This is a genomic window from Robertmurraya korlensis, from assembly GCF_023715225.1.
Lineage (GTDB): Bacteria > Bacillota > Bacilli > Bacillales > Cytobacillaceae > Robertmurraya_A.
On sequence record NZ_JAMBNS010000016.1, the window covers coordinates 22,040 to 41,544 of the forward strand.

The window sequence follows — 19,505 nt, forward strand, 5'->3', positions numbered from 1 at the left end:
GTTAAGACTTTTATCACCCACAACCTTAGAGTTATAATAAAGAGGATAGATACAAATGAAATCTACTGGAGTGTATTAATTTTGGAAGTTAAGAAAGCGTTACCTATTTTATTTGCAGTTATGTTTTTAGTTATGGTAGGGTTTGGGATTATTATTCCTGTCATGCCGTTTTATGCTGAAGAATTAGGAGCTTCTCCTACTCAGCTAGGTTTATTAATGGCGGTTTACTCCCTTATGCAGTTATTCTTTGCACCTTTTTGGGGAAAAATTTCCGATCGAATCGGTCGAAAACCAGTCATTATGATTGGAATCTTCGGACTGGCCCTCTCCTTCTTTTTAATGGGTATGTCCTCTTCATTATGGATGTTATTTGTAGCGAGAATAATCGGGGGAGCTTTATCAGCAGCCAACATGCCGACAGTGATGGCTTATGTGGCAGATATCACCTCACATGAGAACCGAAGTAAAGGGATGGGCATCATCGGAGCGTCGGTAGGTCTAGGTTTTATTTTTGGACCAGCCATAGGTGGGATTTTCTCAAAAGAAAGTCTACACACTCCTTTCTTTATTGCAGGTGCATCATCTGTACTCACCTTTTTTCTTGTTTTATTCGTATTAAAAGAATCCCTATCAAGTGAACAACGTAAAGAAAACCTACATAAAAAGAGGGATTCGATCTTTTCAGCCTTAAAAGGGCCGGCATCCATTTTGTATATCCTACAATGGTTTGTCACATTATCCTTAGCAGGCTTAGAAGCTACATTCGCATACTTTGCTTCTGAAAAAGCAGGGCTCGAGCCCGCTCAGCTTGGTTACGTATTTATGATTATGGGACTTGCTGGAGCAATCGTTCAGGGTGGACTAGTTGGAAGACTAACAAAAAAGTGGGGAGAAGGAGCGGTTATTCAACTCGGAATTGTGATCTCTGCCATTGGGTTTTCTTTAATTTTACTTATTGATAACTTTGTAACCGCAGCAATTTATTTAACTGTTTTTGGTATTGGGAATGGTTTTATCAGACCAAGCGTCTCCTCGTTATTAACGAAGACATCCAATGCTGGACACGGGAGTACGACCGGTTTACTCTCTTCCTTTGATTCGCTAGGTCGTATCATTGGTCCTCCACTTGGGGGTTGGCTGTTCTCGGTTGCTCTTCAGCTACCTTATATTTCTGGCGCTATTCTTTCACTCTTTGCCCTAGTCCTATACCAGGTATACAGACGCAAGGTACCTCAGTCAAAGAGGGAAGCTCCGCTTTCATAAAACAGCCTTCTTATTGGAAGACACAAGAAATGACGTATGAATTGGCATACGTCATTTCTGTATTTATCAGGGTTCTACTAGGTACCATTCACTTTGGAATTGCATTGCACCCGGGCAGATAAATAGACGGAGAAATTCCGTTTATTTAATAATCAGGGTTAAAAAAAGCTTAAATAAACGGAGAAATTCCGCCTATTGCCTCAAAAAAGCCGAAAAAGGGAGTTTTTTCCTTGCATAAGCGGAAAACCTCCCCTTATTTTCATCGAAAAGAGCTACATTCTTCATTTAACAGAAAATTCTCCCCTTATCTTTCTATTGCTGTTAACTCTCCTCAACTATCTTGTAGATGTTCTCTATTTGTTCAGATACATCATACAGAATTAGAGAATGGAGTTTATTTGGTAAGTAACTTAAATCTATGAATCTAATTATTATTACGTTTGATTCTACTTTCTGTGATACTTCGCATAACGTTAAATATTTCCTCCTCAGACCCTTCCTGAACAATATCTAGATCTTGACGTTCTCCGACCATATATATCTTCCATAACCCCAATCACCAATTACTTAATTCTTATATTAAATCTACTTTGGATAGAGACTTTTTACTCTCATTAACTAAAGATGTTAGTATTGTAATAGATATATTAAGTTTACCCAAAAAGGAGCGTAGTACCCTGAGACACTACGCTTCCTTACTATGAAGAATGTTAAATTTGACTGTTGGTGATTTCTTAAGTGGGTCCTTATAAGTCTAGTAAAGATCAGTAGATTCTGCACAGTAGAGTTCTTCAACTCGTACTTATTATTTTAGGTTCAATTGTTCCTTTTCTTCAAACACTTCGACTTCTGATTTAGAGACTACTTTTATATACTCAGCTTTTCCAGTTTGGTTCATCTTATTTTCCTCAGCTAGTTCTAAATTTGATGTGTACAATTCTACGTCAGTACCAACAGAACGACTAACTCCAAAAATTTCTCCATTATAAACGGCAAAACTATTTATTGAATATACTTCCTCAACTTCACTTAATTCTACTTGTTTTCGATAAACTTCATTCTGATAGAAATCAAAAGAATCATAACTCTGTCTAATAATCCAGTTGTTTCAACATACCTTTTGTTAGCCTATACATTGTTTCAAAAATTTCATTCTCTGAACCTTCTTTAACTACTACAACGTTTTGTCTTTCACCTGTCTTATATATCTTCCAAACTTCACCGTCTTTATAACAACCTGTAGTAAACGGAATAATAGAGGTTCTTCCAATAACAATCCCTAATTTATCTATATTTATTTTTTCTTGCTCTATTTTATTTACATATTCCTCTTTAGTCACAAATATCCCCCATTATTTTAAGATACCTAATTGTAATAGAGTAATGCCTTTTACTGGTATATTAATTTGTACTGCTCCACCAGAAGTTATTAGTCCACCATTTTTATCATACCAAGGTGCTGCCTCCCCCAAGAGACCATAGGTGGGGCTTACACCCTTGTCTTCACAAAGTTTCTTTAATAACGGATCATTTTGAAACTCTAAGTAATCCATATGCCATGTCTCCATAACGTCTTCGTCAACATGATTAATGTTGGTTCCATTCTTAGCATTTATTGAATCAATAACCTTATTTAATGCATTTGGATCATTATTCCTAATAGAATCAATTGCGTCAAAATAGTGTTCATTATCAAAGTATTTATAATCATTGTAGGCATATGGATTTTCAATATAACAAATTGAGCGCTCATCCATCGTGAATATTTTTTGATTATCTAAGACAGCCCCAAAATTTTTCCCGTATGGACTTCCAATTCGATCTAGATGTTCAGGCATTAAGTTATCTCTAGATATCCCAATAACCTCTTTATTTTTATCTAACCCCGGGGAATCTGGCCAATTAATAATCGGCCACTCTCCCCAGTTTGAAAAATCTTTATTCCCTATTATTCTAGCATCACTTATAACATTAAAATCTACTTTTTGCTCTGGTGTTAACTTTTGGAAATTCACTTTCATTATTCCTATTTTTTCCACATTCGATAGTGTATCATCACACCAGACATAACTTTGTAAAAATTTTATAAAATTCCCCTGAGCCTCTCTTCCAGTTCCTTCAAAAGATTCCTTAATATATTTAGGATCAATTTTAGGTTTAGACGCTCCTGTATGAGTAAGATTCACCCCATCAATCCGACTAACCATCTCTCTCAGCTTATTCTCCACCGTATGAGCATTTTCTACTGGAACCCTTCCAATATCTCCAACTTGCTCCATAGCCAAACTGACTCTTCGAGGTGGTGTTAAATTATTCGCCATTGTAATAGCATTATCAACTACCTTACCTGCTTCAATTGTACCTCTAGCCAATTTATTTTTCACGACATTTGAGGCATCTCCTACAGCTTGTGTGGCACTTTTTAGACGGGTTACGGTTTGCTGTCCAGCTGTTTTTAGCATGTTATCAATATGCGTAACTCCTTGCTGGAATCCAGACCGAACGCCAACTCTCATTCCTAGCTGTCCGATATTATCACTAACATTAGCAAGGTGAACAGCGCTACTGAATTTCGTTAAACCACTCACACCTGGAATGACGTCCAACGGTGCTAATAACCCTCTAAACCAGCGTTCTCCTGTTCCAAGTTCTCGACCGGAAATCCAATCCTTCCCGGAAACAGCTGAACTCAGCTCCATTGCCCCATAGGCTGCTCCTAGTGCCATTCCGGCTGGCGGACAGATAAGGGCTACCCCAACAATGACCACTAAAGCACCGATTTGCACCCAGAATTCTTTGTTTTCTTGCTGGTTAAGAATGGATTCATATTCAAAGGCTCGAGTGTTTACTGCTGCCTGTTGGTATTCCTTTTTTGAAAAGTCCTGGTCAGGATTCAGTTCCTTCCATGCCTCGTACTCAAGCTTCATCTGCTCTGCATAAAAGTTATCTGCACTGAATAAATCGTCTAGACTTACTTCTGCCTTCGGAACTTCAAATGCTTGCGCAGGACCATAACCCCCATAAACATACTGGGTTTGAGTCGCTCCAATTCGATTTTTCGTCGTATAATTAGAGATAGTTGCCCCCTGCATTGAAGCTACAAACGCATCCATATCCTCATAAAACGGCTGGTCAATGGTCCGATCGACAATATCGCCTACCTTGCCACTAAACCTATGTAATACTTGAAAATCCTCATAAAGCCCTTGATATTTGCTTTTTAGACTCGTATGCCTAAACGAAATCACACCATCACTATCATACTTCGCAATGTCTGACTCCGCATCCTCTAGGTTGTCACTTAAGTCTTTAAGGGTATCGATCATCCCTTTTCCCCATCGCCCTAAACCTATTAAATCCCCTATACCATCCTTCATTCTCTCCCAGTCCGAAGGGATATATTTTACATCCATGAAATAACTCCTTCAATTATTAATATCTGTTATACTCGTTGCAAACATAACTATAGTGTATTTACTTAACACTTAAACACATCTGTCTAGGTGCCAAACCAAGCACACGACTCTAACATTACCGTAACATAACTAACATTGTACAAATAAGGTAAAAATTTACTATTTTTGTAGTTATTCTACAACTTCCATAGTAATAAAGGGACTTCCTGTTTTCTCAAGGGGGGATGTACTGCTGAACTTTTCTATAGCACTCACCCCTGGAATAATATCTAACTGTAATAACAATCCACGAAATCAGCATGCTCCTGTCCCTAATTCTCGACCGGATACCCAATCCTTACCTGAATCGACAGAGCTTAATTCCCATGACCCCTTAAGAGTTAAATCCAGTAAAGCATCATATTGAGTCCAAGGTTTAAATTTTTAACAAAAAAACAAAAACACCTGATTCCTAATAAGGCAATCAAGTGCTTTAAGTTCACCTGTTTTTAAATAGCATAAATTTACAAGTATGACACCTTTTACATGTCGCGACAAGTGTTACGTTAAAACTTACGAGTTTGTACGAGTTCGTTAGTTTAATATACATTCCATGTGTTTATATTCATCGCCATGAAAAATGTCATCTCGCCTAAACTCGTACTTCCTTTTCTATTCTATCATTGCACGTAGTACTCTATGATGGTACAACCATCATGCAAATATAGCCATTTATTTTTTCCATCTTACTTGTTAAATTAAATAGGATTATTCGGAAATTCACTATTATACTTATCAATTAATGCTTTATAATTTTCATCAGTTGGAATCTCACCTAAATATTTATTTTTCCAAATAATCATTTGATCACTAAAACTATATTCTGTATCAAACCAATTTGTATAATCATAATGTAACTTAAATTTCCCACTACTCTCTAGAGACATTGTAAAAGAATACCACATTTCCTGCTCATTATCTTTAAAAACCCTTCTTAGTTCCTTACTCAATTTATATAACACGTCTTCTTTTCTCTCAAATTCATCTTCATCAATTTGAAATTTGAAAGGAATTTCCAAACTATATTTATATTGCTTATTTTCAAGTGTATTATAAAAAAAGTAAGTTCCTCCTCCATCTTCTGATATTTGAGCATAAAAATAAAATTTATTCCAATCTTCTGGAATCATTTCATTAACTGTTTCAGCTATCTCTCTATATAATCTATTCATTTCCTTTTCCATACTCAACCTCCTGCTCTATTCTCAATGATTTTCTTAAATATTCCTTTACCTTCAATTTCATATACTACTCTATATGAATCTGGTCTTAATGAATTCCCAACAAAAACTGGCTTAATTTTTACAGATACTTTTTTCGGTGGAATCTCTTTCAGAGCGTTTGCCCACTCAGTCTCCATCTTGTACCATTCTCCACCAGAGCGATTAATGTGCCTATTCTGGGCAAGCAAATTATCAATATCTCCAGAGCCACGAAACTGAGTTCCTATCAAGTGTCCACCATCATCATCAATCAACCTATCTTCTCGACCTACTGCCACTTGCATTGCTGTATTTCTTTTTCCTTTTCCAAGTATTAATTCTTCTACGTTTACATCTACTATTCTACCAAGTTCATCAGTTGTATATTTATAATTTTCCTCAGTTATATAGCGTACATTCGGAGCTAGTTCTTTCCTTCCATTCTTTCCTTTAATGATATGATTACCGAAATTTTCAGCGGTTATTTCGTTTATCTTACTATCATTACCCCTACCCTTAGAAACACCCTCCAAATTAATCCCATCAATCCGACTAAGTACATCCCTCATCTTATTCCCCACGGTATGGGAATTTTCTATAGGTTCTCGTACTCTTCCGATATCACCTACATCAGCCATAACAAGACGGGTTTGTGGAAGTTGGAAGGTGTTTTTTGCCTTAGTTATGCCCGAATCTATTAAATCTCCTACCTCTATTATATCCCTTACAACCTTATTTTCCACCACATTCGCGGCATCTTTCATGGCAGCATTGGCGCTTTTCAAGCGGGCCATCGTTTCTCGGCTGGCCGTCAGAACCAGGTTGTCGACCTGAGTCACGCCTTGCTTAACCCCTGCAAGAACACTAGTTGTTAGTTGCCCGACCTTGTCTCCCATTCTCACCAGACGAGCCGTGCTGCCAAACTTCGCAACAGCCCCTACACCTGGTATGATATCAAGCGGAGCTAGTAGGCCTCGGAACCAGCGTTCCCCCGTTCCAAGCTCACGACCAGAAACCCAATCCTTCCCTGAAACCGCTGAGCTCAATTCCATGGCTCCATAGGCGACCCCTAATGCGATTCCTGCAGGAGGGCATATGAGGGTGGCGCCAACTATAACGACCAACGCGCCAAGCTGCACCCAGAATTCTTTACTTTCCTGTTGGCTTCGAATCGATTCATACTCAAAGGCATGGGTATTGACTGCTGCCAGCTGATATTCCTTTTGTGAAAAGTCCTGGTCGGGGTTCAGTTCCTTCCAAGCTTCGTATTCCAACTGCATTTGCTTTCCATAGAAAGTATCACCGCTAAATATGTCATCCAGACTTACTTCCGTCTTTGGAACGGTTAAAGCCTGCGCCGGACCATAGCCACCGTACACGTATTGTGTTTCGGTGGCTCCGATTCGGTTCTTGGTGGTATAGTTCGAGATGGATGCTTCCTGCATGGCGACCACAAATGCATCCATATCTTCATAAAAAGGTTGATCAATGGTTCGATCAACGATGTCTCCTACCTTCCCACTGAAGCGGTGCAATACCTGAAAGTCCTCATATAATGCCTGATACTTCCCCTTCAAACTGGTATGTCGAAAGGAGATCACTCCGTCACTGTCATATTTGGCGATATCGGACTCGGCGTCCTCTAAGTTATCACTCAAGTCTTTGAGCTCATCAATCATTCCTTTGCCCCAACGACCTAACCCTATTAAATCCCCGATTCCGTCCTTCATTCTTTGCCATTCAGACGGAATGTATTTTACATCCATGTGTTAGACCCCCAATTTAGCAATGATCTGTTCAGCAATGGCTGCATCTGCCTCCATCATGGTATTAAGAATATCAACGACTAATGTAGAAGCACGGGTGTAGTTATCATAGAGATCCATTACCTTTTGATTCGCTTCCGCGTAGACCTCCATCGTTTTTTTCGCTTTTCCTTCGGTGTAATAATTGAGATTCCCTAGCTTTTCAATATTTGGTGCTGCATTGGATTCCAACTCATTTAAAATCTTATCCAGATATTTAAAAATCGTTGTCATTTCATCTGGATTAATATTGATTAATTTGCTCGAACCGCCACCGCCACCTTCTACTGCTTTATGCATACGACTTCTCCTCCTTGTAAGGGAAATCCATTTCATCAAATAGAACCTTCAAGAACCAATATTGACTGGCGTGGTAATAGGTTTTATTCACCGTATCAACCATGATTAATTTCTCATCCTTTGTGAATACGAGCCATTGCTGGTAGTAACGGGCATTAAACCTCTCTTTCGGTTCCTCGTTTGTATGAAAGATTTCGAGATTCATAAACATTTGCTCAGGCTCGAAGTTTTCCGTTTCTCTTCTCTCCTGATGAGATAATTCAACCTTTAAGAATGTCTTTTCTTCTTCCTTTGGTTCTCTAGACACCACAGGGAAGCTTTCTCTCAATACACGCAGCGCTGTCATCTTTGATAGAATCCGTAATTGATAGTGTTCCTGCTCTTCCATTTCAACTAACACGATGACCTCATCACGTTCCTTTTCAAGAAAAGCAAACATAAGGTTATTCACACGAACATATTTTTCACTTTGATGGTAATGCTCCACAGCTTGAATGATTATTGCACCCGCGTTTGTAATTTTTCCGTCTGAGGAAAGTACATCTTTATCTATCAAACGTTGGTGCGCCTCTTTAAATACTTCCTCACCTTGAAATTGATACCTTTCCTTTTCGGGTAAGCCAAAGAGAACCTTTCCCCCAAATGCAGCTACTAAAAGATAAAGCTCGGGAGCTGTGAATACGTCTTTTGAAACTCTCATCATAAGTTCCTCACTTCTTTTACAGAGCCATCCTGTTCGAAATCATTGTAGTATCCCTCTAAGTTGTTCAATGCCTTGGTCTGTTTCTTAACCGCAGATTTCATATCGCGATGATATTGCTGAATAATCTCCATATAACTTAAAAAGGAATCTCTTGCTTTTCCACTCCAAGAAGCAGATTGAACGTAGGAGATGAGCTGTTCACATTGGTCGTATGTTTTATCAATCGATCTCTCTAAAGCCTTAGCGGCCACCTTTGCTTCATTTACCTTATCTCCATAAATTTTCACGCTTCCCATTATTCATCACCCCTTCGCTTTTGCCCGCTCTCTTTCTTCTCTTTCTCTTCTTGCCTTTTCTTCGGCTTCACGTATGGCTAAGTTTTTATAATGAATATATCGCTCATATGCCTTATTTTTTGCTGAAACCAATGAGCTACGTTTGTCTTTATCCTGTTGAAAATAATCAAGTAATTCGCCATTTAACTTTTCACGACTTACTTCAAAGTCGTTGGAGGGAATTTTTGTATTTGATAGATTAGGAACGGTGCCTACATACGACCTATGAGCTGAGTTCGCCTCAGAAACCTTTCGATCATGCTCTGAAAGGGCATCCCCTAGCTTTTGATACAATTTATAATAGTCGTCTCTTTTTCTTTCTGTAGCTGTTTTGAGCCAGTTAAACACCGATATTCACTTCCTCTCTTTTTTGAAAAGGTGCAGCTATTTTAATCTTTTCAGCTTTTCCATGCTTAATATAGTAAGCCTCATACGGGAGAAGATTTGGCTCTTTGTATGGTCGATTTAGAACCTCTAGGATATTCTGCTCCGTAATTCTACCTATTAAGACACCTGTCTTCTGTTTCTTAATAGCTGATGAGATATCATCGTACTGTCTCTCAATCGCCCCATGGACCGCCCCAGTGATGAAATAAATACCTACTCTTGGACCTGTTTCAATTAATTTTGTCATGGTAGATTGAGAAGTGAATGACAGTGAATCTATTAAAAATGAAGCATCCGTTAGTAAAATGACCATTGGTCTAATTTCTTTTAGGAAGTCTCTAACCGTCGTTCGACCATCCGTGGCTAACTGAACCTGACGGAAGGCATCTTCCCTTGCTTCAAATAACTGCTGAATTCTTTCTGTGAAATCGTCCATCTCCGTTGATGTTCCTGCGTAGAGATTGACGTGATCCTTAAAGACTCTAAATCTAGAAGAAGCATTGTCCATTAAGCCCACATCAATACGCTCATTCATACAGATACTCGATACAAGGGTTAAAAAAGTTTGTTCGACAGAATCGAGTCGGTCACTCAGAATCAAGGTATGTTGATCTTCAACCACACTAAGCTGAACTGGCTCCACATTTTCAAAATCAACAGCAAACGGGATTTCCCCTTCCTGTAGCATGTTTCTTGCCTCTTCTCTAGCCATAAATTCAGTAAAATCAACGGTCTCCGGAACCATTGGGATTGGTAGAGGACAGCTGCCCTTCCACTCATTCCGCATGTCTTGACCAAGCTCCCGAATGTTTTGGATAACAGAAAGCGTTTCTTCTCCTAAAACAGGTAGAGCTGTCTGGAACAAAGTTGGTTGATCCAATTTAATAAGTCCGCGGCCCGGAATCTCATCGATCGTTAAGTCTGTTCTTCCAACAATATTTCTAGGTTCTGAAGGATCAATCATAAATAAAGAAATTTGATGTTTAATATTAGATAGAAGTGCTGCCCTCATGGCACTTTGCCTTCCTGCACTAATGACTAGATGAATTCCTACACTAACTCCTTCACGAGCAATTTGCGCAGCCAGCTTTTCAAACTCTTCACGATACACCGCGTCCGTTATGGAATCAAATGTATCAATAATTAGTAGAAGCGCAGGAACTTCTCTTCCGCTTGCTTGCTCATACATTTGGATGGTTGCTACACCATATTTACTTAATTTTTGCTTCCGTTCCTTCAGCTCATTTTGTAAACGTCGAAGTAGTTTTCCAATTTTTATTTCCTCATCTACCATAATCGTATCCGCCACGTGAGGCATTTCCCTCAGCGGAAGCAAACCATTCGTACCAAAATCAATTAAGTACATATGAACTCTCTCTGGACTGTGATTTCTTGCAATATCCAAAGCTACACTTTGTAGGAAGGTCGATTTTCCATAACCAGGACTTGAGAACACAGCCAAATGCCCATCCTTTGTCAAATCCAAGGTTAATGGCTTTTGAAGCTGCATCTCTGGAATATCTAAAAATCCTACCGTCACTTCCAACGTTTTTTTCTCCGTATACCAAGCTAACTTATAATCCACATCAACTAGTTCAGGGAGATAAATTCGTTCCTCTAGTGGCGGCAACCATGGTCTAGGGAGCTCCTCAATTTGGTTTTCCACTGCGTAAGACTGAATATAATCCACTACCGCATCCAGCTCAGTTGGATATTTAGTAATCTCTTTTCTATTCGAAAGACCACTTAGGTCTTGGGAGATAATTTCATATTGTCCTAGATCATTGATTGCATACACAGTCGTATCCATTAAGTCCTGTTCATCTTTATCCGGAATATAGTCTGCACCACTCCAGGCACTTTGGAATAGCTCATAAATTTCATTGTTTCCTACCTGTAAGTAAGCTCGACCCGGCAAAGTAATTTCCGCCGCATCGGGCGTTTTTAAGATTTCCGTTGAATCACTCGCGTTTTGTACCTTTAAAGCAAGTTTGAATTTTGAGTTGGACCAGATTTGGTCATCTACCACACCACTTGGCTTTTGCGTAGCTAAAATGAGATGAATTCCTAACGATCGACCGATTCGGGCGGTTGAAACGAGCTCTTTCATAAATTCTGGCTGCTCTGCTTTCAACTCAGCAAATTCATCTGATATTAAAAATAAATGAGGCATGGGTTCTTTCACCTCACCTAGTTTATAAAGCTTTTGATACTGGTTAATGTGGTTTACATCATATTCAGCAAACAAACGCTGACGCTTTTGTAGCTCTGCCTTAATGGAAGCAAGGGCACGCATTGATTGAGCACCATCTAAATTTGTTATGGTTCCCAACAAGTGAGGAAGATCCTTAAATAAATTGGCCATTCCACCACCTTTGTAGTCAATTAATAAGAATGCTACTTCATGAGGATGGAAGTTAACCGCAAGCGAAATAATATATGATTGAATGATCTCCGATTTACCCGAACCGGTCGTCCCTGCAACAAGTCCATGTGGGCCATGCGCCTTCTCATGAAGATTGAGATAGACAATATCCTCTTTCCCACGTAGTCCTAAGGGAACTGCCAGGCTCTTGTATGTTTCATTCTTAGCCCAACGGTTCTGAATCCCTAGCTCCTGTACCTTCTCCACTCCATACATCTCTAGGAATGTCACACTTTCAGGAATCGAGTTTCGTAAATTTTGAAGATGATTAAGAGGGGCTAAGGCTCGTGACACATCTTCCTTGTTGAATCCTTCCGTAAAGTGATCAGGTCTGAATCGTCGATTAACTAACTCCCCTTCTTCAAGAAGGATATTTCCGTTAACTGAATCTCGGATATCAATTACTGTTTTTACATGCTCAGGTAAGGACTGCATAACATCCTGCACAAAGACAAGTGAAACACCTAGTTCACGAGGATCTTCATTAAAGTACTCCATCACCGAGTGATCAAGGATCATTTTTTCATCCGTAATTAAAACCACCATATGCGGAGTGAAATAGAGCTTCTCATTTTTATTTGATTTTTCATCAATTGTCTGTTTACGTTCTTTTAGGATTTGATATAGAGAGTTCAATACTTGATCCCTTGAGCGTTCGTGGTAGACAAATCCTCGAACGTTGATATCTCTTAGGCTTGCGTGTGGCAGCCAACGCATCCAATCCCATTTGGTTTTTTCCTCTTCCGGGAAAATGGTAACAAACTGAATATCGTGATAGCTATGGAACAAGGCCGTTTGCATCACCAACAATTGTAATTGTTCGAGCACAAGATGCCTTTGACCAATATAACCAACTGGCCCTTTCATTAAGGAGGTGGTCACAGGGACATCATCCAAAGTTAAGTATTGAGTTCTAAGTTGCTTTGCTTCATCAACCAGTTGATCTTTATCTAAAGTAAATTCTTCTACACTAAATTCGATATCGAAACTTGAATCGATTCTCCCTAACCCGACACGATAAGTAAGAAAATCATGATGAAACATCGTTTTCTCATAAATACGTGAATCCACTCTTTTTGCCATCTTCCGAATTTCTCCTACGTTCGGAAAATGGTAATGTAATGCGTGCCTTTGCTCCTCACTCGCTTTATACAGCTCATGAGATTTTTCTTTTAAATATTGCTTATAGCTACTTTCCCTCTCCCTTAGATCCAATCGGTACTGCTTAGCGCTTTTCACATAAGAAGTGATAGAAAAGATAACTGTAGTAACCGTCATCGCTAGCATAGCAATTATATAAAAACCACTTGGGCTAAAAATCGACACAGCCACCATAGCCCCAATCATGACAAGTGGAGGCACAATAATACGGGCTAGCTGTTCACTTGGTTTTGCTGGCTTATTGGAGGGCTTTGCTATTCTTCTTTTATCCTCTGGCTCTCGGTAAATAATCCGTGGTGACCGATGAAAGTCAGGATAATCATGATCATATTTATGATCAGCCCCAAATAATTCAACTAATTTGGTTTCTTTGATCCCTTTTCCCCCAAGAATGCGAAGATTATCTACTCCCACTTTCACCGTTATCCCTGCAAAAAACAGTTCATCACCTGGCTCTAATGCCACTTTATCATGTACCAGAATGAAATTTTGGTACACGTCTCCTTGATATACTTCTAGACGAAAAATCTCGCCAAGCTGATCTCGAATAAATGCCAAGGATACACCGTGATTCACTAGAGTAACCTCATCGTACTCGTTCGATCCTATAGTGATACTACGACTCTCGCTAGTATCGTATCGTTTCCACTCTTGTTGCTCTACCAAATAGATTGTTACTTCTTCATCTTTTATTTCTAGGCTGTCATGAACAGAAAGCATCTGTTCACGAATTCTGCACGCCTGACCATCCCAATGGATATCAAATGAAGTGTTTAATTCTTGAAATGTAATGGTGTTTGACCATTCTTTGCCAACGGTTATGATCTTTGGTTCATTTATGTTTAAATGGCATTTGTGCAATACACTTTTATGGCTAAGCAGCAATAATCTCTGTGCCATCTATCTCTCCCTCTCTACACACAAGTAAACATCATGCGCCTTTTATTGGTCAGATGATGTATTTTCTGTTTCAATCGCTTCAGAATTGGTTGTTTCTCCTTCAGTAGCAGATGATTCGTTTACTTGTTCTGGCTTACTTACTTCTGTACTCGTTTGCTCGACTTCCTCTGAGTCTTTTGAATCTTCTTCTACTAAAGCATCCAACCCGTATTTTTCAGCATAGGTTTCATATTGATCTTGATATTCTTGAACCTTCTTCTCCCTTTCTGTACCACTTAGGTCAGGGTCATTTTTCACTTGTTCGATGTGTTTAATTAGCCCATACATGATTAACTGGGGATCATCAATATACTTAGCAAGATCAGTGGACCGATCAAAATTCCCTCGACCATTGTAAATCCAATACAGTAGATAGTTGGGGTCACTTTTTATACTTATATTGTTTAAAATCGCCTCTTTTTGCTTATCTGATAATCTTTCAGACTTGATATAAGCATAGGCAAGAACATACTTACTTGAATCGGGTAGGTCCTCAGGCTCTTGGTCTTCTAAAGTTTGAATAACATTACTGTAATCCAAAGCTAGAAAGCTTCGATCTGCATCCAATAGATGACCTTGAAAGGGCATTTTTACTAAACCAAGATAAGCTAGTGGAACAGCCAATATAACTGAAAGAGCTAACATTGAAAACGTTAACCGTTTATATAGCCGAAACTGCTTTTTAGATACAACCTGCATATTTTTCTCTGCAGACAGTTTTTCTTCCGCATACTTCTTATTTAAAAACTGAATGAGAGAATCGCTATCTTCACACTCAATTACCTGACGCTCAAACTCTGTATCCTTTGCTTGTTGAAAAGACCCAGCAATTAGCTCATCAAAGGAGTGTTTTTTTGAAAATAAGGCGATGGTCAGGCATTTATACTGACGTGTGAAGCTCTTTTCATCGATATGATATGGGGGGACTAAATCCCGGATACCGCGATAGACAAGGGCTGGAATTAAATTATCGTCAACGATTAGATTATCCGGATGAAGGAAGAAAGTCATTCTTGTGGTTAAACAGTTTTTGAAGGGAGCAAGGTTACACAATAGGCGTAACTTATCTTTTCGATCCAGCTTAAGAATATCGTCCCAGGTCCTCGCTTTAGGATCAACGATAAAAGAAATGCAAAACAAATCGTCCTCTTCTATAACAGATGAAGGGACAAATAAGCCTGAGTCACTATTAATTAAAGACATTTGACGAATATCTTTTACACTTGTTTGTGATTTAGGTAGTTTTAATTGCCATTGATCTTCTTTTATGGAGAATTGATAGATTTGTGACTCCATATGGATCGTTTTTTCTTTCATGGTTTCCGACTCCTTTTACGCTTATAAAACGATTAAAATATCGCCATTTGTCACTGGATGGTCAACAAGGCGATCATCATCTGCCAATATTAGTTCTTTATCCGCAATTTTAATGGCAAATAACTCTTCTTTTTCTATAGCAAGATGTAGTGTTTCATCTAAATTTGCAAGCAATTGCTTGATGGGTTGGTGTAAAGGGACGCGCAAATCAAATGTCCCTTTATTCCACTTTTGAAAATCTACTGTTATATTTACATGTGTTTCTCTAGACATGTTAACCCCTTCTATTCCAGCATTTTTCTCATCATGATATAAACTCCTCCACAACATGCCAAAACAAACCCAACTAGACCTGTGGCGATCTTTGAACTTGAATTTCCTTGCCCCACCTGGTGAATGGATGGAGAATTCTGGACTTTATAGTCATTTGAAAAAAGCGTTTGTTTAGAAATCTCTATCGTTTCATTGGAGTCTCTCGGTTGAACAAATAAGTTTTGTTCTAAGCTCTTAACTGTATGGTTCAGTTCTTTTTGCTTCTCTTGAATAACTGCCCGGGTTTGTTCCTTGAACAAACCCGGTGCCTGTTTTTCTAACTCTGTTTCTTTTTGGGACTGCGTATCCTGTTTCTCTCTCTCTGCTGTGTCCTGACCAATTCGATCTGTTTTTAAACGCATTTCTCCGCTATGGTCTAGACTTCCCTCTGCATATGCAGAGGTTGAACCTATAGCCCACATTCCAACAGCAAAGAATACCAAAATACTACATACTTTCCGAAATTCCTTCATTGCTTACCTCCTCGTTTTTCGACAAACGATGGACTACAAACAACTGACCAACTAGAGCAACGACCATCATTGCTACTAGCGAGAAAATAATTGCTTGATTATTGGCCGTATGATCACCAAATCCTATCAACAATTTTTCTACATATTGTAGTGGTGAAAACTCCTTTAACTTAGCCGCTGAGGAGGCCTTATCAAAATGCAGTCCTATAGCTTCAGTTAAGAATAAGTACAAGCTTAAAAGAACTAATAAGATAAACATACCACCCATTTTTAATTGGCGAAGTAAATAGGTTGCCACGAGAAGCATCGTCATCATAATCAAGGTGATGACTCCGACCCAAGATAAAAGCCTTTCCTCGCTAATTTGTAATAAATAGCTTGAGAACAACCCTATCACAAGTCCCTCAACTAGACCGATACTAGCAGTTACAATCGTAATTGGTGTATTCAATCCTATTAATGTTTTCTCTTCAGAGAACGAATCATCAGCTAGTTTCCTTTTTTCACTATTCGAAATAACATACCCCGTAAATAAAGCAACGATAAAGCAAATCAATACAATGAAATATGGAGTATATGAGTCTCCCGCCATGATTACACCGGCATTTTTCGTTTCTACCGGATTTGATAAGAAGCTTAGTAAATTCTCATTCGGTCGATCTCCTATACGACTATTTGCAAGTACTCCCGCAAAGTTCTTGGCAAAGTCCTGATCTTCCGCTAATTTACTCGTTAAATTATTCGAAAGTTCCCCAGCCTGCTTTACAAGAGTGGTTCCACTTGCTTGTATGTCCTTTGCCTGGTTATCAATCGCATCAAATGTATCATACACATGGTCAGCTGAAGTTAGGTTACTTTTCGATTGATCTGCAAGGGATTGGCTAGAGGCTAGTAACGAACTAAAATTACTATCTAATGCCAGAACCGCCTTTTGTTCGTCGTCCCCATTCCCTACTAATTTGGCTTGTTCCTCCTGAAGCTTCGTACTTTCATCACGCCATTTCGCTAAGTCTACTAGCGTTTTTGTAAGATTCGTATTTTGTACTTCCGCTTGAGCCATCGTCTTCTGAATCTGTTCCGTTAAAAGCTTGGAATTGTCGTTTGCAGTATAAACGAGTTCCAAGTATGTCTCTATCTTCGCTTTCAGTTCTTCCGTTTCAGCTCGGAATTCTTCCGTTGTTTGGGCAGCAACAAAATTGGCTAATATATCTACAATGTCCTGCTTATTAAATAGATAGTACAGCGAATCCTCTGTGGCTAAATCTTTTAAACTAGCACGACTGAGTTCCTCCGCAAATTCAGAACGGCTAAACTGATTCAATTCAACCCCAAAGTATAAATCATATAGAGCTAATAGCTTTTGGTAATCCTTTACTGTGTCACTTGCTGCATTTATTAAGCTACCTGTTGAGTCATTTACAAGCGGTGATAACAATTGGTGAGTGATTAAATTGTTTACGATTTTTAGTTTTTCAACAATCTTGATTGGAGTAGATTCGGGCTCTTCCTTTGATGGACCTTCGCTTGGATTCTCCTCGGTCTCCTCTGTAGGTTGCGTACTTTCCTGTTCTCCAGTAGTTGGGCTTTCCGAACCTTCTATAGCTCCCTCTGTTGAGGTCTGTACTACAGAGAGGTCTGTCTCTCCTTCATTAATCGGGTCTACAGTTGGTTCCTCCGGTAATGTGGACTCTTCCACCGGCGTTTCTGGTGAAGTAGGTTCCTCTTGTGGAGTGTCCGGTATATCTGGAGTATCTACATCTGTCACATCTTTTTGATCTAATCTCCAACTCCACTTAACTGATTCATAAACATTAATATGGTTAGTGGTCTCTAACATTTTCACTTTAACCTTTACACCAAAGGTTCCCTCTGGTGTTTGTGGTAAGTTGACCTTATTATTTTCAATAAATGGCCTTGTGTAATCCATTTCTTCACTGTTGGGAAGAGTTAATAATAATTGAGTAACAGTAAATCCTTCTGGTATTTTGATGGAAAATTCCTGACCACTTTTCTTTTTATTTTCTGGTATGACAACGGAATCAGCTAACGTTACACCATCCGTAATTAAGCTGTTTCTAATTTGACTAATCGTGTTCAATAGAGGAAGACTATCTCCTCCTCTGCTCGGTACATAGTTAAATTCCTGATTATACTTATTAGAAAATGCCATGATATTTCTTAGCTGTGTAATCGTTTCTTCTCGCATTTCTAGGCCATTTAAATCGCTTGGATTTAAAGAAGGTAACCGATCAATTTGCTTCTGTATCGATCGACGAGCCTTTTCATCTGGCCCAACAAAAAAATTATTTAAATATACACTCTGCTCTTCTCCAGAGGAAAGTCTGATTTCTTTTTTTAACTTTTCACTAATTGCACTCTGCATGTCTGAGGCTAGTTGATCCGTTAAATCTGTATTTGTATTTTCTACCTGCTCCTTCGTTTTGCTTAAAAACAGCTGGAGAGCCGATGCTTCTGTCATAATATTTGCAGGTTGATTTTTCTCAAGCTTGAACTGATCATTGATTTCTTTGTTTGCAGCTATTAAATAATCTAACTGTGCAAGTACATCTTTGTTCTTCATTTTGTTACTAAAATCACTCAATTGTACGGAAAAATCCTTTGATGCCAGAGCATTCGTAGCCTTCATTTTGTTATAGTCTGAAATGGTAGACTGATATTCTTTTCCCGTTTTTACACCTAGTCCCAGATTGTTCTCAAAGTCCGCTAAAATGTCTTGAAACCCTATAAAGCTTTCCCTCGAAACATTTGTATTTGTTTGAACCGCTCCAAACTGTGAGGTGTAACCTTCTAATGGTCCATGAATGGCATTATTATATACAGACGTATATAATTGCTCCTTTTTTATGATGGTTGAGATATTATCCTGTGCCTCATGTAAATTTCCAATGACACTAGCAAAGTAAACATCAATAATACGACGGTTAAAACCCCCTAAAATTGAGCTAGCTGTTTTTTCTGCCTTGGCTTTAAAATTACTGTTATCAGACGCATTAATTTTATAATTTAGTACCACTTGTTCTGGCGATTGCGAATCAATGGATAATGCCTTTTGTGTAAAATCATTAGGTATAACAATCATCATGTTATAGGAGTTCCGCTCTAAGCCGCTTTCTGCTACCCCACGACTTACTACGTACCAATTATGTTCTTCATCTTTTTCTATATTTTTAATGAACTCTTTACCGAACTCATACTTTTGCCCATTAAAATCCGCACCCTGGTCCTCGTTAACCAGCGCAACGGTCATTTTTTGATTATCCTCACTAGTATTGCTTTTTGTTGCTGAATTTAAGGCAACATAAGAGCCACCTGAGGATAGGACAAGCACAAGTACTAAAAATAGTAATATGCTACGCTCAACTTTTTTCATCCTATCATCCCCTGCTTCATTCGCTAAAATGTATAAA

At 38.8% G+C, this 19,505-nt stretch carries 15 protein-coding genes; 1 reads left to right on the forward strand and 14 read right to left on the reverse strand.

Features of this window, described 5'->3' with window-relative positions:
• The first annotated feature begins 81 nt into the window (after positions 1-81).
• Entirely contained in the window at positions 82-1,263 is a 1,182-nt protein-coding gene (locus M3175_RS21585) for an MFS transporter (protein WP_251523456.1), read from the forward strand.
• Between the two features lie 805 nt (positions 1,264-2,068).
• Here M3175_RS21585 and M3175_RS25710 read toward each other — a convergent pair.
• The 14 genes from M3175_RS25710 to esaA all read right to left on the reverse strand — a co-directional run bounded on the left by M3175_RS25710 (position 2,069) and on the right by esaA (position 19,468).
• The gene (locus M3175_RS25710) at positions 2,069-2,362 is read right to left on the reverse strand and encodes a UCP033725 family protein (protein WP_503328623.1); all 294 of its coding nucleotides are present in this window, start codon (positions 2,360-2,362) and stop codon (positions 2,069-2,071) included.
• Positions 2,355-2,603: a hypothetical protein gene (locus M3175_RS21590; RefSeq protein ID WP_251523458.1), complete on the reverse strand. Its 249-nt coding sequence runs from the start codon at positions 2,601-2,603 to the stop codon at positions 2,355-2,357. The genes M3175_RS25710 and M3175_RS21590 overlap by 8 nt, the downstream gene beginning before the upstream one ends.
• Before the next feature lie 12 nt (positions 2,604-2,615).
• Complete coding sequence (locus M3175_RS21595) at positions 2,616-4,676, reverse strand: hypothetical protein (protein WP_251523460.1); 2,061 nt, start codon at positions 4,674-4,676, stop codon at positions 2,616-2,618.
• A 740-nt stretch (positions 4,677-5,416) separates the two neighbouring features.
• Complete coding sequence (locus M3175_RS21600) at positions 5,417-5,902, reverse strand: antitoxin YezG family protein (RefSeq protein ID WP_251523461.1); 486 nt, start codon at positions 5,900-5,902, stop codon at positions 5,417-5,419.
• Between the two features lie 2 nt (positions 5,903-5,904).
• Complete coding sequence (locus tag M3175_RS21605) at positions 5,905-7,686, reverse strand: DNA/RNA non-specific endonuclease (RefSeq protein ID WP_251523463.1); 1,782 nt, start codon at positions 7,684-7,686, stop codon at positions 5,905-5,907.
• A gap of 3 nt (positions 7,687-7,689) precedes the next feature.
• The gene (locus tag M3175_RS21610) at positions 7,690-8,025 is read right to left on the reverse strand and encodes a hypothetical protein (RefSeq protein ID WP_251523465.1); all 336 of its coding nucleotides are present in this window, start codon (positions 8,023-8,025) and stop codon (positions 7,690-7,692) included.
• Positions 8,018-8,725, reverse strand: a complete 708-nt coding sequence (locus tag M3175_RS21615; protein ID WP_251523467.1) for a DUF5081 family protein — start codon at positions 8,723-8,725, stop codon at positions 8,018-8,020. Before M3175_RS21615 ends, M3175_RS21610 begins: the two co-directional genes overlap by 8 nt.
• A complete protein-coding gene (locus tag M3175_RS21620; protein WP_251523469.1) occupies positions 8,725-9,024 on the reverse strand; it encodes a WXG100 family type VII secretion target in 300 nt (99 codons plus the stop codon). The genes M3175_RS21615 and M3175_RS21620 overlap by 1 nt, the downstream gene beginning before the upstream one ends.
• Positions 9,025-9,030: 6 nt before the next feature.
• Positions 9,031-9,411: an EsxC family T7SS substrate gene (locus M3175_RS21625; protein ID WP_251523471.1), complete on the reverse strand. Its 381-nt coding sequence runs from the start codon at positions 9,409-9,411 to the stop codon at positions 9,031-9,033.
• Complete coding sequence (essC, locus tag M3175_RS21630) at positions 9,404-13,936, reverse strand: type VII secretion protein EssC (RefSeq protein WP_251523473.1); 4,533 nt, start codon at positions 13,934-13,936, stop codon at positions 9,404-9,406. The genes M3175_RS21625 and essC overlap by 8 nt, the downstream gene beginning before the upstream one ends.
• A 42-nt stretch (positions 13,937-13,978) precedes the next feature.
• Positions 13,979-15,292 carry a type VII secretion protein EssB gene (gene essB / locus M3175_RS21635; protein ID WP_251523474.1) on the reverse strand — a complete coding sequence of 438 codons (1,314 nt, stop codon included), beginning with the start codon at positions 15,290-15,292 and terminating at the stop codon, positions 13,979-13,981.
• Between the two features lie 21 nt (positions 15,293-15,313).
• Positions 15,314-15,565, reverse strand: coding sequence for an EsaB/YukD family protein (locus tag M3175_RS21640; RefSeq protein WP_251523476.1), 252 nt, complete (start codon positions 15,563-15,565; stop codon positions 15,314-15,316).
• A gap of 11 nt (positions 15,566-15,576) precedes the next feature.
• Positions 15,577-16,077: a type VII secretion protein EssA gene (essA, locus tag M3175_RS21645; protein ID WP_251523478.1), complete on the reverse strand. Its 501-nt coding sequence runs from the start codon at positions 16,075-16,077 to the stop codon at positions 15,577-15,579.
• Positions 16,052-19,468, reverse strand: coding sequence for a type VII secretion protein EsaA (esaA, locus tag M3175_RS21650; protein WP_251523480.1), 3,417 nt, complete (start codon positions 19,466-19,468; stop codon positions 16,052-16,054). The genes essA and esaA overlap by 26 nt, the downstream gene beginning before the upstream one ends.
• Positions 19,469-19,505: the final 37 nt, after the last annotated feature.